This is a genomic window from Haloarcula nitratireducens (genome assembly GCF_019599505.1).
On record NZ_RKLT01000022.1, the window covers coordinates 20,691 to 35,808 of the forward strand.

A 15,118-nucleotide genomic window follows, 5' to 3' on the forward strand; every position below is an offset into this window, starting at 1 on the left:
CTATTTAGACGCCGCCAATGCGAGAAATCGCCTTCCTTGTTGGGCGGGAAATCTCCGTGTATTCATTGGTCATCATCGTGTTTGGACAGTTGGCGCTACAGATCTGCAATGTTGAACCGGTAGTACCCGATGAGGAACGGAATGACGAGCCAGAGTGCGAGAACCACGATTCCCACTTCCGGGCTCAGGTAGAACGGATCCGGGTCAAGTACAGCCACTTCCACTCCGACGTCCGTCTGGGTGGGCGCTGCACCGGCCGCTTCTGCAATCCTAGGTAGGAGAGCGACGACCGTCGAGAGATACGCCGAAGACGGTGGCACCTGACCGATGAGAAAGACCCACTCGGGCATCGTAGACGGGAGGCTGAACCCGTTGACGACGTAGACGAACGCCATCGGTACGACATCCCAGAATAGTTCAAAGACGACGAAGAACCCGAGTGCAACTGTAGTTGCACGTGAGGTAGACCCAGTCGTCGCCGAAAGCCCCACCATGATTCCCGCGTAAACCGCAGCAAAGCCGAGTGTTACGAGAATGAATACTAGCGTCGCAACTGGGTCAAGTGTCCCGAGCAATACGGAGCCAAATCCGACCCCAACGAGGAGGCCAACACCGAGACCGAACATAAGGACGGCTGCCCGACCGACGACCTTCCCGGTGAAGACGTTCAGCCGATTGGTCGGTAACGAGAGTAACAGCTTGATACTACCGAGTTCGCGTTCGCCCGCGAGGGACTTGTAACAGACCACGACCGCCGCAAGGGGGACAAACAGTCCGGTGAGACCGACTGTGAAGAAGACGAGACCAGCGAACGTCGCCCCTGCCGATTCACCGAACATCTCGGGAACCTCAACGTACGCATACGTCGAAACGAGAGATAACAGGACGAACACTGCCACGAGCGCCCAGAGCGCCCGTGACTGGACGGCGTCTCGGAAGTCCTTCTTCGCAATCGCCAGCCACGTCATTCCCTGACCTCTTGTTCGTCATCGGTGTAACGAACGAACAGATCTTCGAGCGAGGACTCGACGACTGAGAAGTCCTGAACCGACGTGACGTCGGCGTCGATTGCACGCAGGACGGCGAACTTCGAGGCACCGTCCACGATAACCCGGAGCCGGGCGTCGTCAATCGACGCACTCCCAACACCGTCAAGTTTGGCGACTCGCTCGACGGTAGACTCGTCGAGTTTGGAGACAGACACGTACAGAACTTCACCTGTTTCGGTCGCGTCGCGGAGACCATCGATGGTATCGACGGCGACGAGCTGACCGCGATTGATGATCGCTACGCGGTCGCAAACTGCCTCAACCTGCTCCATCACGTGGCTGGAGAAGAACACCGTCGTTCCTCGGTCGTTCTCTTCTCTGATGATCTCCCGCATCTCGCGGGCACCGTTCGGATCCAATCCGGTAGATGGTTCGTCAAGGACGAGCAGATCTGGATCACCGACGAGCGCCATAGCGAGGACCAGCCGCTGCCGCATCCCCTTCGAGTACCCGCCCGCTTTCCGGTCGGCGGCATCGGTGATGCGAACCCGTTCGAGGAGCGCGTTTACGTCCTCATCCGCGTCTTTAATCTCCAAGACGAACTCCAGATGTTGCCGACCGGTAAGTCGGTCGTAGACGTGATAGGCGTCCGGAAGCACTCCCGTGCGTCGCCGGACCGCCTCTCCCTCAGTCTGGGCATCATAGCCGAGTACTGTCACGGTCCCATCGGTTGGTCGAATAAAGTCGAGTAAGATGTCAATGGTAGTCGATTTACCCGCGCCGTTCGGGCCGAGAAACCCGAATATCTCTCCTTTGTTGACCTGAAGTGTAAAATCATTAACGGCAACGACATCGCCGAACCGTTTGGTGAGACTGTTGATTTCAATTGCGGCCATTGAAGCCCCTCGAAGCGGATTTGTTATCGCCTGTTGACTGTACTGAATTACCCATAGCTGCTCTCAACATCGCTATAGGGATAAGTATAGTTGTTTTATTGACATATTGTCAACGGTACAACTCAAAGAAGTTTGAGACAGACGGCGAGAATCAACGCGAGCTGATGCCGATCTAGGGGAAAATAGGCTGATGGCAGTTACGAGAAGAGGATTAGTCCTGATTACACGAGTTGAGTGTGACCGTTGCAGTATCGTCCATTCTGAGGGACAGAATCTCGTCTTCCAAGGCAATCGTAAAGTCGGCTACGAATGGCTCCACAGAGACGATATTTGTGACAAACACGTCGGATGTAGTATACTCGTACAGCTCCCACAGGGGAAGATCGAGTACCGAGATTCCGTGTTTCCAGAACAGATAGAGAACTACGGGATGAAACGCGACCGGTAGTTCGATTGGCATGCTGACCAAATGTTGACATTCACGACACGAGCTATTGTGAATGTACTGTACGGTTTCACCGTGTTCGTACTGGCTGACTTCTGTATCGACAGGTCCGAAGCACTCCGGACACACACCTCCTCGGAGCTGAATATACATACTCCAGATGCGGTAGCCGAAACTCTCGTAAATCTCTGTGGGGGTCCGGTTACGCGTTTGGCTTTGGGGAGAGGAAACGGTGATGAGAATCGCGTCACACGACGTACATCGAATACGAAACAGGTCAGCGTCAAGAGTTGCCAGTAGAGACGTTTCGTCGCAGAACAAACAAGCGCCAGCAATCTCTGTGTCCTCTAACGCTGACGTACTCTCGTACACTCCGGAGTGGATAACACGAACAATCCTTGTTCCACTATCTGTCAAGCGGTATCCGTCCGGAGTTTCAGTGACGAACTGCCCGACGAGTTGATCCAGATGATACGAGAATTGCGACGAACTATCTATATCAACTGCATCATGTAGTTCCGTGAACGTCATTGTATGCCGCGGTTCGTGATGTTCTCGCACCACTTCACCTAGGGCAAGTAAAATCCGCAGCCGTTGGGAGTTTCCAAGCGAGCTAATAGCATCGACGACTCTCGAATCGATTTGATCGCTCTGATTTGGAGTCATATCTCTTCTGTTATACACTCCAAGTGGAAAAGGACGCTTGCCTCTGGCAAGTTCTTGCTCGTGTTAAGGGCAATGTACTGTACACCGCGGCCCGAGTTCGACGGACTCCTCTCACTTCCCGGCGACTACCAGACGCTGACAGTCGTCCTCGACGGGACCATCGTGACGCGAGTCGAACAGCCCGACCACTCGTTCGCCTCGTTCCGGACGCTTTCCGGAAACTACAGCGCGAGCGACGACTGAGACGGGGACTGCTGGCCGGCTTCGTCGTCCACGGGGAGTGTATCACCCGACCAGTGAACCATTCAGTAGCTCACCGCCTTCTACAGCCCGTGTATCGCTCAAGAGAGACGCAACTGTTCCGTCCGAACAACCGTTATGGTACGACGAAGCCATGATAGACTGATGAACAGTAGCTTGAGTACTCATCCAGGTTTCACACCCCAGCATCGCACAATCGGGAGAGCCGCCGCCTGGAGCGTATTCGTCCTCGGAGTGGTATACGCATTCGTTACCGCTCTCGGATTTCTCTCGCTAGAGTCGCCTCAGGACCCGATCGGAGATCCATACATCACGATCATGAGGCTGCTCATCATTCCGTTAGCGGCATTGTACGTCGTTATTATGGTCACGGTTCACGCATATGCACGCCCTGCAGTCAAGGTATATAGCCTAATCGCGCTCGTCTTCATGATCGTGTTAGCGACGATTACGACCAGCGTCCACTTCGTCGGTCTCACTGTGGGTCCTCGACTGGAAGCGACTGGACTATCGTGGGTTCCGTTGGTCATCTCGTTCGAGTGGCCATCGATAGTGTACGCGTTGGACATCCTCGCGTGGGACTGGTTCTTTGCCCTCTCAATCCTCTTTGCTGTACCCGTGTTCAGAGGAGAGAGTAGGCTAGAGAGATGGGTTTGGATCCTCCTCCTCGCGAGTGGGATGCTGAGTCTCGCGGGCCTAATCGGTGTGCCGCTCGCGGATATGCAGGTCCGGAACATCGGCGTCATCGGATACGCTGTCGTCGCTCCGGTCGCATTTCTCCTAATCGGCATCGTGTTCGGGCGTACACAACCTCTGCAGGAAGACACCGAGCGAGATCGTGATTCTCGCGAAGCAGCCCGATAGGTGGTTCACGAGGACTATGGACGAACCAGACCGCTACGAGATGCCACGGCGTGACGAGGGAGTTGATCGGATAACTGCTAGACACGTGCTACTGGACACATTGCTCATGTCGGTTGGGACAGTTAGCGGGCTACGAACCGGTCCGATGGTCTAGTGTAGCGGAAGTGTGTAGCAGCTACTGATTCGTTTGTCTTGTCCGCCGAGAACCAGCCTGCAAGGTTACCTCATCATCACACGTACACATTGATATGGATGAGTCGACCTCACGCGTACGTCAAAAGGGTGATATCGAGAATACATCCGACGGTATCGGACGTTGGTGGGTGTATCTCGCCGTTGCGGTAGGAGGAACGTGGCTCTTCTGGCTGCCGGCCATCGCTCTGGGCGTGCGGTTCGACAGCGCCGTCGGGCTCGTATTACTCCTTATCGGCCTTGCCGTTCCCGGCGTGGCCGGTATCGGGTTCGTCTACCTCGTCTACGACGAACGCGGACGGAGTGACTTCTGGAATCGCGTCGTCAATCCCCGGCGCGTTGGACTCCGATGGCTCGTGGTAATCCTGCTGGTACCCCTAGGTATCAGTGTGCTCGCTGGTGTCGCGGATTTACTCCTCGGCGGAACCGGGCCGGCATGGGGCGAGGGCGTTACTGAATTCGGCGTGAATCCTCTTGCTATCCTCCCAGCATTGTTCTTCGCGACCCTGCCGCCGATCCTCGAAGAGTTGGGATGGCGAGGATACGCGCTCGACCGGCTGCAACTGAAGTGGTCGGCGTTGAGCGCGAGTTTAATCCTTGGTATCGTCTGGGCCCTCTGGCACCTCCCCCTGTTCTTTATCGAGGGCTCGTTCCAACACGATGCGGTCGGGTTCGCGACCACGGGCTTCTGGCTCTTCATGGTCGGGATTGTCGCGCTCTCGTTTGCGTTCACATGGATCTACAACAACACTGAACGAAGCATCCTCGGTATTATCATCCTACACGGATGGGTAAATTTCACCGCCGAAATCATCGTGGTTCCCGACCCCCTCTACTACGGGCTCTGGTTCGTGCTCGCAGGGGCGATAGTCGCGATTTGGGGAGCAAAAACCATGACCGCAGCCGACGAAGTGCCTCACCCGCCGCTTTCGTCTAACCCATAGCTCAGGTTCGGATTGCGACCAAGACCGTATCCTGTAGTTTCGCCGGGTCACCATTCGTTTTAGTACCACATATTCCTCACTATCTTTGCATCTTATTCCACGAAAGCTGAGAATCAGCTATATCGTCTCGGTACGCGTATCAGGAAGCGGTGAACGTCCTATGACACAGTTCGAAACCCCCGAACAAACAACCCTATTCATCCGGGGCATGACGCTCGAGAGTCCCCGAGATTCATCCGGTTAGCACGCTGCGTGAACCCTTCATCTGAAACCCTAGTCGGAAGCAGATCGACCCATACTGAGCCTTCCTGTCTCACTCTTCCCGACCGTTCCCCAGACAGGTATCCCGATCAGACACGCCTGTCACGAGGTTCCGCGCATGAAACACACGCCCATTCATACCGTCGTCGTGCTGGTGCTCGTTGCCATACTCGTAAGCGCACCAGCCATCGCGACAGGCGCTACACATTCCGTTCGCTTGACCGACCGGGACGAACAAATCGAATCGAGCGAGCTGTCCGACCGGGACGAGCTCGAACGCTGGCTCGATGAGACGATGGCCGACCAGCTGGAGCGACACCACGTCCCGGGTGCAACTGTCGTCGTCGTCAAAGACGATGCGGTCTTCCTCGCGAAGGGCTACGGCTACGCCGATCTCGAGTCCGGTCGGCCGGTCGTCGCCAACGAGACCATCTTCAGCATCGGTTCAACCGGCAAGCTCGTGACCTGGACAGCGGTGATGCAGGGTGTCGAAGACGGACGGCTGGAACTCGACCGGGACATCAACGACTACCTGATCGACTCCGCCGTCACGGTCCCGGATACCTATCCCGAACCCGTCACCCTCGAACATCTTGGCACCCACTCGGCGGGTTTCGAGGACACGCTGGACGGGATGATAGTCGACGAGCCCGGGAAAATCCGACCCACGGAGGAGACCCTCGCGGAACACCGACCGGCTCGTGTCCGACCGCCGGGGAAGTTCGTCGCTTACTCTAACTACGGAACAGCACTCGCCGGGCATGTTCTCGTCGAACAGTACGATACGTCGTTCGCCGAGTACATCGGCGGACGGATTTTCACTCCGCTCGAGATGGGCGATACCACGTACGCCCAGCCCCTCCCTGCCAGGCTCGAACCACGACGGGCTATTGGATACACGTACCAGAACGGAGACTACCGGGCACATTCGCCTCTAATCTGGACGCTGCCACCCGAGGGCGGGTCGTTCCGGACCACGGGCACGGACATGGGTCGGTTCATGCTTGCCCACCTGAACGAAGGGATGTACGGCTCCGCACGCATCCTTGAGGCCGAGTCCGTCGAGGATATGCATCGTCGTCACATCACGAAATCGCGAGACGTCCCCGAACTCAACGGGATGGCCTACGGGTTCATCGAGATGGACCGCAACGACGAGCGGATCGTCGGCCACTGGGGTGATACCCCCCGCTTCAAGAGTCTACTTGCGCTTTTCCCCGAACGCGACGTTGGCGTGTTCGTCGTCTACAACGCTCCCGGGGGCGCCCCCGCTCGCTTCGAGCTCCTCGAGGCATTCACCGACCGTTACTACCCGCGCTCGGACGCACCGCTCGTGAATCCCCCGGCAGGGGCTGCCGGCAGAGCCGAAGCATTGACTGGCGACTATCGATCGCTGACGATCTCGGAAACCTCTTGGCAGCGGATTCTCGGCGTGACGACCCGGACCTACACAGTCGGGACGACCGACGACGGTTATCTCACGACCAGTCGACTCGGCGAAGGGACACGCCGGTGGGTCGAACGCCGGCCCGGCGTCTACGAGGCAGTCGGCGGCGACGAACTCCTCGTCTTCCAGTTCGACGAGGACGGCAGAGCGGCGCATTTGTTCCGCGGAACCTTTGGGCCGGCAACCTACGAGCGCGTCCCGTGGTACGAATCTCTGACTGTTCTGCAGAGCGTGCTCGCTGCGGGAGTGCTGGCGTTCGTCTCGGTACTTCTGCTGTGGTTCGGCGCACCGCTCTGGCGACAGGTGCGTGACCGCGCTGGACCGAGCGATCGCGAGCGACTCGCTCGGGGGTTCCTCGGCGTCGTGAGTCTCCTGTGGCTGGTAGTGTTGGTGATCTTCCTGCTCGCCTGGATCAACCTCAACGCGGAGATCGCCTCGCCGTCACTTGCTCTCCAAGCCGGGAAGATACTCCGCTATGTCGCACTCGTGGGGACAGTCGGTGCGGTCGTCGCCACCGGGTTCGTCTGGCGTGACGGCTACTGGGGTACGGCACTCAGAGTTCACTACACGGGTGTAACGCTCCTCGCAATACTGGTCGCCTGGCAGTTGTACCTACTCCGTGTCCTACCCCTGTAGAAATCCATAGTATCAACATGAATTCGATAATACCGATTCACAGCCGGAGTTTCGACCCATGAGCCAACAGCGGATTCGCGGTATCGTAGACGCTCGCCCCGTTGCAACGTTTTTCTTCTTGGCGTATGCCTTCTCTTGGGTGGGATGGCTCCCTGTCGTCATCGGGATAGGGGAGCCGATTCGGACGCTCAGTTTCGTCGTCGGGGGATTCGGGCCCGCCATCGCCGGCGCAGTAGCGACGTGGCTCAACGGCGAGTCCGTCGGGGCGTGGGCCCGACAGATCGTCCGTTGGCGTGTCGCACCGCGGTGGTACCTTGCTGCATTCCTCCTCCCGCTGCTCGTTGTTGGCCTGGCGAGCGTGGCTATCGTCCTCCTCGGCACTAACGTCGATCCTGCCGTGCTGCCGGGACGGCTTTCGCTCGTTTTCGGATCGTACGTGTTCGTCGCGCTAATCGGTGGGGGGAACGAGGAACCGGGCTGGCGGGGGTTCGCACTCCCAAGGCTTGAGGAACGGTACGCACCGGTCCCGGCCACGCTCATTCTCGGTGTGGTCTGGGCGTTCTGGCACCTCCCCCAGCTGGTCGCTGATCCGAACACCATCTACAGCTTTGCGTGGCTCGTCGAGGAGATACCCGGGATCGTCCTTCGAGTCATCAATATCGTGGGCTTTGCGTTCCTCCTGACGTGGATCTACAACGGAACCGAGAGCGTCTTGCTCGCTCTTTTCCTACACGCTGGGATCAACACGGCCAACAGCACACTCGTCCCGCTTCCGATCGAGGCGATCACCGGCGAGAGCTTCATGACGGTGCTGATTGCCGTCGACATCTCCGTCTGGGTCGTTGCCATCGTGCTTATTGTTGCTACCCGTGGACAGTTGGGATACGACACCTCCCGGAACCCTGCCGGTCGTCAAGAGGCCCGCTGACAGCTCGACCTAGCTGGAACCGTCGCTGCACGTGACCGAGGAATGAAGCGACCGGCGTCGAATTTGAAATAGTAGGACGCGTATCTTCGGTATGGACACAGACGAATTGACACAATCAGTCTGGGACATCTCTGAGGACGAGTTTCCGGATGACTCCCCGCTCGGAGAACAGGCGGAATTCCTGCTCCGCTATGCGATTTTAGCTCCGTCAAGTCACAACTCTCAACCGTGGCGGTTCGCGGTTCGGGACGACGCGATCGAAATCAGCTACGACGAGACACGCTGGCTCGAAGTTGCCGACCAAAACAAGCGAGAGCTATTCATCAGCATCGGCTGTGCCTTGGAAAATCTCTGTATTGCGGCCGAACACTTCGACATCGGCTACGAAATCACGTATCATACCGATAAGGACGACGACCTCGTCTCGACGGTCACACTTGATTCTGATAGTGAACCGTCGTTCAGTCGACCACCGGAGTTGTTCAACGAGCTCACAGAGCGATATACGAGTCACCAGTTGTTCGACGATCAAGCACTCCCTCGGAGAACAAGAGAACAGTTTCATCGAGTACTCGAAGAGGACGACGTGACGCTGTACCTGATCTACGAGCCCGAACAAAAGCGTTCTATCGGCGAGCTTCAAGCTGATGCGGATGAAGCGCAAATGGACGATCCAGCGTATCGGAAAGAACTGGGCTACTGGGTTGGGATAGGCGCGCTCGGAAGTTCGTGGCTCATGGCCCGAATTGGGCAGGCATTCGTTTCTCACTTCGATTTCGGTGAACGAGAAGGTCGAAAGAATTCGAAACTTATCGAACACGCCCCTGTCATCGCATTGTTGGCTACCCAAGGAGATACCCCCGCCGTACGAGTCAAGACTGGGCAGGTTTTCGAACGACTCGCCCTTCTCGCGAGTGTTGAAGACGTCGCTGTCCATCCAATGAGTCAGATTCTGGAACGACCAGAAATGCGAACAAAACTCGCTACCAGGGCTGGTACTGGAGAGGAGCTTCCTCAACATCTGTTTCGTTTAGGGTATGTCGAGGAAGAGCGAACGCACACCCCACGGTGGCCACTCGAAGTAGTATCTTCAACCGAACGATAGAGCGTGGTTCTGTGCACTCCTCGATACTGTCTCGGAATTTGCCCCCTTCAATCAAGCAGAGTGCGGATCAGTAGGCCCGATCTTCCATACCGGCGTCTCAGGCTGGCTGTGGCCAATTCATCGACAACTGCAATTGACATCCTCCTCCGCGTAAACGCGGAGGAATCCCGAGCGGTGGGAGTTTCAGGTTTGTAGTCCAATCGGCAGACTACCACACCTTTCGGGCACGAGTAGTCCCACAGCGTCGGTGTAGTGGACTGCTGGCCATGCCAAGTGGCCGTTACCCCTCTCCTCGACCATGTACGGCGTCCCGGTGTTGTTTTTGCCACGGGGACGCCAGCAGGCGTCAATGAAGTCAGGGGTATCGTGATATTTGCTTTGAGCAGTCGGCACGTCGGCACACCCTTCGAGGATGTGACGTTCATCGACTACCCTTTTGGATACTGCCTCGTTACGTGGGCGGACAGGCCGCCTCCGAAGGGCGGTTCGGAATCCGCTCCGTTCCGACCGATTCCTACCCGTTGCTATGGTTGCCTGTCACTTAAACGCCGGTATTCTGAAACTCAGAGAGTTGTCGAACGTGGATTCTCGCCCAAGTGACGGCGCGTATCCACGCCGTGAATGGCGTGGTATTGCGCCTGTTCAGCGTATAATCTGTTGGCTCTGTTGAAACCCTATTGTCCAGATAGCATTTCGCGTGAAACAGCCGTAGTTAGAGCTGCGAAGTGACTACTCGATTTCCAGCTGGCCACTGCCGCTGGTCTCCCCATCGGCGTTCTCGTCCCATTCGAGTTCGAACTCGACACTCAATTCAGTCATGTTGCCAGCTGGGCCTTCGCGTTCAGCTTTGACCTCGAAGGTTGGTCGGGCAGGGGGATTCAGTGTGACAGACTCGGAGCCTGCTTTCAGGCTGATAGCGTTTCCGCTGTCGAGATTATCCGCGACTTTCCGAAGGTACGCTGCAATCTCTTCCCGACTCTGGTCACTTTCCGATTTGAACAGGACCTCTTCAGGCATAATGAACGATACGCTGCCTGCACCGATAAGTGAACCCCTCTATTGAGCACACCGAGTCACGATATGTCTTCTGCTGAGGGTTTCAACAAACCCGAGCCCGATGAACGCCCTCCAAGATATTAAGCCGAACACGGCGACATGACCCAGACGCCAACCAATCCATTCCAGCCGGAGGACCGTGTCGAGACGCGTTCGGATGCTGCCGCTGTTGGCGTCGTCGAAGTGTTGCCACCGAAGACGAAGGTCGGGCTGTACGGGCAGGCACTCGACAGCGAAGGAGTTTGGGTTGCGTTCCCGAGTGGTACCACACATTTCTCCCTGTCTTTGCATCCTATTCCACGAAAGCTGAGAATCAGCTATATCGTCTCGGTACGCGTATCAGGAAGCGGTGAACGTCCTATGACACAGTTCGAAACCCATGAACAAACGTCTCTGTCCATCCGAGGCATGACGCTCGAGAGTCTCCGAGATTCATCTGGCCAGCACGCTGTGTGAACCCTTCATCTGAAACCCCAGTCGGAAGCAGATCGGCCCTTGCTGAGCCTTCGTATCGACTCGTGAGACACACTCGACCGACAAGCCGCATTCGTGTGAGCCACTAAAAAAGAATTAATCCACGCTCGTTAGAATGGCTTGTATGGCCATCCGACGAAATCTCTACATCGCTGCGTTTGTTGGTGCGTCGCTATCGTACATTTTCAATGTCCTCGCGTTTACTGGTACCTTCGATGTATTCCGTTGGTTCGTGTTCGTTGTCGTCTTTCTCGGGTTTACCTATGGGTTCGAGAAGTTCATAGGGTGGCAGACGGAATAGAGGTGCATCAAACGGACCGAGTTGTCATTTCATGCTGCAGACATCGTCGGTCTTGTTGAACCCACTCGGCGTCGGCCGCGACCATTGCATCGACCAGTTCGCTGACTCGGGTTTTCAAGACATCCCCGTGTTCGGTGAGTGCATTGAGTGTGTACTGGTGGCCGTGGTTAGCACACAGTATTGCTGCGAGCTCGAAAAATGTCTCCCCCCGGTTTGCAAACTCCTCGGTGAACCGATCCGGTACAGTCCCTATAGTGTTCTATCACTGAGAACTCAGATAAAAGCATTGAGATGGGGGTTGCTAAGGGATTCAGGGCAGACTTAATAGCTATCAGCGAGTGGCTCAGAGCTATTAATGGCCATCTCGGTTTTACTACTGAGTCCTCTCAGACCGGGGCAATGGACTGCATCGAAATATCGGAGATGTTTGGCTCACACGTTTTGTCGTAGGTGACGTTGTTGTCGCCAGTGTAGGTGACCGTCGTCGTCTGGTCGGCTTGGAGGCGATCGACGGCCCACTCTTTGTACGCGGTCTGGGTCTGGCCGAATCGGCGTTCGTCAACGTCGTCAAAGGCCAGCAGTAGTCGATCATCGTCAAGAGTAACGGTCGTATGCCGGTTATTGGCGACCAGTCGTGCAACGTCGGCATCAGCGACGGTTCGAGTCCGGTTGGACCAGATTTCGAGTACAGCGACTGAATTGATTAACGCAGTCGAAAGCTAACCAACAAGTGCCGGCTATATTGGGCATCGTTGGTTATCCTATCGCCGTTCGTCGGTATAGGAGTCACAAGGCGTATTTGTAGCGCGCTGGTGAACTGGGCGCACCCTTCAGGACGTCATGAACAGTATGGTGAATTCCAAGAATTACGATTTCTAGCTCGGACACGGGCAGTTATATGAATATATTATAAAATCGTGGCGATCCCGTTCCAGAGGAGGGCCGGGATGCCGCTATCTAAAGATAACCAACCAGAAGGCGGGCAATATTACTGGTTACTGTCATGGACATCGAATTTATTCATTTGAAATTAGAGACGCACGAGCGTAGTTGTTCGCAGATTTTGTCAAAGACTGCGGTATCACTTCTAGTGCATCAAGAATCCTGTATTCGAGTGGTGTTCCGGAAAAAGGTGGTCTCATCATAGACGGCTGTAGATACTGCTAGAACTGACGGGTCTTTATGGGTCCATCCGTTTTCGTGCAATATGGTTAAATTTGCAAGTCGTCTGTGGCGTCAGTATCGATCTGTTTCACTTATTTGGCGTATCTTCATTGCCTTCGTGCTGGGTTCAGTTGCTGGTATCGTCTTCGGTGAACAAATGGCCGTAGTGAGGCCATTGGGAGATCTCTTTCTTCGACTACTCAATATGCTGGTCATCCCGATTATTGTCTTCACGCTTCTCACCGGGATTCGACAGCTTTCGCCAGCGAAGCTTGGAAAAATCGGTGGTGCAACAGTCGGTCTTTACGCCGTGACAACCACCCTCGCAGGGATCATTGGTCTCGCAGTTGCGAATATACTCAAGCCAGGACGGGGAGTTGAATTCGTCGCTGGTGAAGCCCAATCGCAGGAACCACCATCGTTGATGGATGTAATTCTCGGTATTGTCCCGAATAACCCTGTAACAGCGCTTGCAGAGGGTAACCTATTGGCGACGGTTTTCTTCGTAATCGTCTTTGGAATCGCACTAACGTACGTTCGTGCGCAGAAAGAAACACTTGCAGACAGTGTTGACTCGATATTTGAGGCCTTTGAGGTCGGAGCCGAGGCGATGTTCGTAATTGTTCGTGGTGTTCTCGAATTCGGTGTGCTCGGTGTCTTTGCATTGATGGCGTCCGGAATCGGCACCGAAGGCATCGGTGTGTTTACCTCACTTGGTGAATTGGTGTTGGCAGTCGCTATTGGGGTCGTTATTCACATCAGTTTCACCTATCTCATTGTTTTGATGAAGTTGGTCGTCGACGTATCCCCGATCGCATTCCTCAACGGTGCGAGAGATGCAATGGTCACTGCGTTTGCCACTCGCTCTTCAAGTGGGACGCTTCCCGTCACGATGAACAATGCGGATGAAGATCTGCGAATCGCCGAGCGAGTCTATTCGTTCACGCTTCCGGTCGGAGCAACAGCGAACATGGACGGCGCGGCTATCCGGCAGTCAATTACCGTTATGTTCGCCGCGAACGTCATCGGACAGCCACTCGCACTCACTGAACAGATCTTCGTTTTGATTGTGACAGTGCTGATCAGTATTGGGACGGCCGGCGTCCCGGGTGCCGGCATCGTCATGCTCACTGTAATCCTTACACAGGTCGGATTACCATTGGAGGTCGTTGGGTTCGTCGCTGGAGTTGACCCAATTCTTGGGCGGATTGCGACGATGAATAACGTTACCGGCGACCTTGCTGTTTCAACAGTTGTTGGGAAATGGAATGACGGACTCGACCTCGAGAACGGCGTCTGGTCACGGGACCTGTCCGCTGCTAACCTCGTTCCTGGTGATGATTAAGCACGGCTGCCGTGATTGAACGTCTGTTTATTCTGTTCGTCAGCTTTCTCTTCGTTGCGTAGCTCGTTTGGTGGGCGAGGCGGTACTCGTATGCGGTTGCGTGGGCAGTTGCCCCGATGCTCTTGATTGGGTTGTTACTCGAGGTTACGGTCATCTATGCGTCGGGTGTGCCGGTCACCATCATCAGACGGACGTTAGAGAAGCTGCCACGTCAGTATCGACGGGAGTTTCTAGCGCAAATTGGTTCTTGCAGGCGTCGCTTGATGGGCCGTGGGAGTAGCAGTGAGTTGAAGCCGGATCCCACCGTTGCTAAAGACTACGGTCTATCCTTTCGTACCCAGGGCTGTGTCTGAAGAGCGTCCACAAGAGTTGGTTGAGAGTGCGTCGGACCATATACAGACCAGTAACGAACATGAGCAACGAGCCAGCGAGCTCGCTGACAAAGCAGAAGAACAAATGCAAGAGCACGTCGCGCAGCAGCTTCCCGACAGCTATGTCGTCGATGTTGAAGCCGTCTATGACGGCTCAGGGAGCGGCTTCGTTGTGAGTGTCTACGACGAGCAGGTAACCGAAGCGGTCGAATCCATTGCTAGTGGGGAACTCGAGGTCGATTTCAGACGGCCACAGGAAGTCGTGATTGGCAATGAATTCCCCACAGCAGCGACCACACAGCGAGATAGCAGCCAGGATATTCGTGGGATCGTCGACGCGTTGGCGGAGCAATTCGACGACGGCGCACCGATTGCTGCGGTTGTCAAACGGGCACACCTGGTTGGCATTGGCCAGGACACGGCTGAGCACGAGATCGAGACGCTGAAGCAGCAGGGCGAGGTCTACGAGCCTCGTACGGATCACCTCCGAACGACCTGACTGCTGCTGCTATCGTCGTCAGTAACGTGGCTCAAGGGTAAGCAGGTGAAAACCCGTCGAACTGTGGACTATGGTTCCTAAGACCAACGCTTCAACCTCCTGAGGGTCCGTCTGAAACCGGCGACGGGGCAGGGTAGCGGCTACGTCTTCCAGCAGCTTCAACCGCCCAAGGGTCCGTCTGTAACCAACGACGACGACTACATCTGCACGCTCATGCGGCTTCAACCGCCCAAGGGTCCGTCTGTAACATCGACGGTGGCGAAGCGTCGTTCCG

At 55.9% G+C, this 15,118-nt stretch carries 13 protein-coding genes, 1 pseudogene and 1 CRISPR repeat array (1 of these 15 running past the window's edge); of the genes and pseudogenes, 9 read left to right on the forward strand and 5 right to left on the reverse strand.

Features of this window, described 5'->3' with window-relative positions:
- Positions 1–95: 95 nt before the first annotated feature.
- The 3 genes from EGH23_RS22015 to EGH23_RS27310 all read right to left on the reverse strand — a co-directional run bounded on the left by EGH23_RS22015 (position 96) and on the right by EGH23_RS27310 (position 2,996).
- Positions 96–968 carry an ABC transporter permease subunit gene (locus EGH23_RS22015; protein ID WP_220582144.1) on the reverse strand — a complete coding sequence of 291 codons (873 nt, stop codon included), beginning with the start codon at positions 966–968 and terminating at the stop codon, positions 96–98.
- Positions 965–1,885 (reverse strand): ABC transporter ATP-binding protein, encoded by a 921-nt coding sequence (locus tag EGH23_RS22020; RefSeq protein ID WP_220582145.1) that lies wholly within the window; start codon positions 1,883–1,885, stop codon positions 965–967. Before EGH23_RS22020 ends, EGH23_RS22015 begins: the two co-directional genes overlap by 4 nt.
- A gap of 211 nt (positions 1,886–2,096) precedes the next feature.
- The gene (locus EGH23_RS27310) at positions 2,097–2,996 is read right to left on the reverse strand and encodes an ArsR/SmtB family transcription factor (RefSeq protein ID WP_425433263.1); all 900 of its coding nucleotides are present in this window, start codon (positions 2,994–2,996) and stop codon (positions 2,097–2,099) included.
- A gap of 72 nt (positions 2,997–3,068) precedes the next feature.
- Here EGH23_RS27310 and EGH23_RS22030 point away from each other — a divergent pair, with 72 nt between their 5' ends.
- The 6 genes from EGH23_RS22030 (at position 3,069) to EGH23_RS22055 (ending at position 9,634) form a co-directional block, all read left to right on the forward strand.
- On the forward strand, positions 3,069–3,239 hold the full coding sequence (locus EGH23_RS22030) for a hypothetical protein (RefSeq protein ID WP_220582147.1): 171 nt from the start codon (positions 3,069–3,071) through the stop codon (positions 3,237–3,239).
- 162 nt (positions 3,240–3,401) lie between these two features.
- Positions 3,402–4,121, forward strand: a complete 720-nt coding sequence (locus EGH23_RS22035) for a hypothetical protein (protein WP_220582148.1) — start codon at positions 3,402–3,404, stop codon at positions 4,119–4,121.
- Positions 4,122–4,369: 248 nt separating this feature from the next.
- Positions 4,370–5,257, forward strand: a complete 888-nt coding sequence (locus EGH23_RS22040) for a type II CAAX endopeptidase family protein (protein WP_220582149.1) — start codon at positions 4,370–4,372, stop codon at positions 5,255–5,257.
- A 379-nt stretch (positions 5,258–5,636) separates the two neighbouring features.
- Positions 5,637–7,601 carry a serine hydrolase domain-containing protein gene (locus EGH23_RS22045; protein ID WP_220582150.1) on the forward strand — a complete coding sequence of 655 codons (1,965 nt, stop codon included), beginning with the start codon at positions 5,637–5,639 and terminating at the stop codon, positions 7,599–7,601.
- Between the two features lie 58 nt (positions 7,602–7,659).
- On the forward strand, positions 7,660–8,529 hold the full coding sequence (locus tag EGH23_RS22050) for a CPBP family intramembrane glutamic endopeptidase (protein ID WP_220582151.1): 870 nt from the start codon (positions 7,660–7,662) through the stop codon (positions 8,527–8,529).
- Positions 8,530–8,620: 91 nt separating this feature from the next.
- Positions 8,621–9,634 (forward strand): Acg family FMN-binding oxidoreductase, encoded by a 1,014-nt coding sequence (locus EGH23_RS22055; RefSeq protein WP_220582152.1) that lies wholly within the window; start codon positions 8,621–8,623, stop codon positions 9,632–9,634.
- A gap of 729 nt (positions 9,635–10,363) precedes the next feature.
- Here the strand turns inward: EGH23_RS22055 and EGH23_RS22060 are convergent.
- Complete coding sequence (locus EGH23_RS22060) at positions 10,364–10,651, reverse strand: amphi-Trp domain-containing protein (protein ID WP_220582153.1); 288 nt, start codon at positions 10,649–10,651, stop codon at positions 10,364–10,366.
- 138 nt (positions 10,652–10,789) lie between these two features.
- Between EGH23_RS22060 and EGH23_RS27530 the strand changes: the two genes are divergently transcribed.
- Entirely contained in the window at positions 10,790–11,146 is a 357-nt protein-coding gene (locus EGH23_RS27530) for a DUF7961 domain-containing protein (RefSeq protein ID WP_483867128.1), read from the forward strand.
- Positions 11,147–11,854: 708 nt separating this feature from the next.
- Here the strand turns inward: EGH23_RS27530 and EGH23_RS26600 are convergent.
- Positions 11,855–12,121, reverse strand: a pseudogene (locus EGH23_RS26600) (restriction endonuclease); the annotation flags it as partial.
- A 551-nt stretch (positions 12,122–12,672) separates the two neighbouring features.
- On the opposite strand from EGH23_RS26600, the gene EGH23_RS22065 reads away from it, so the two are divergent.
- Entirely contained in the window at positions 12,673–13,974 is a 1,302-nt protein-coding gene (locus tag EGH23_RS22065) for a dicarboxylate/amino acid:cation symporter (RefSeq protein WP_220582154.1), read from the forward strand.
- 345 nt (positions 13,975–14,319) lie between these two features.
- The gene (locus EGH23_RS22070; RefSeq protein ID WP_220582155.1) at positions 14,320–14,844 is read left to right on the forward strand and encodes a hypothetical protein; all 525 of its coding nucleotides are present in this window, start codon (positions 14,320–14,322) and stop codon (positions 14,842–14,844) included.
- A gap of 88 nt (positions 14,845–14,932) precedes the next feature.
- Positions 14,933–15,118: a CRISPR direct-repeat array (repeat unit 30 nt; unit sequence GCTTCAACCGCCCAAGGGTCCGTCTGTAAC); it runs 169 nt beyond the window's last position.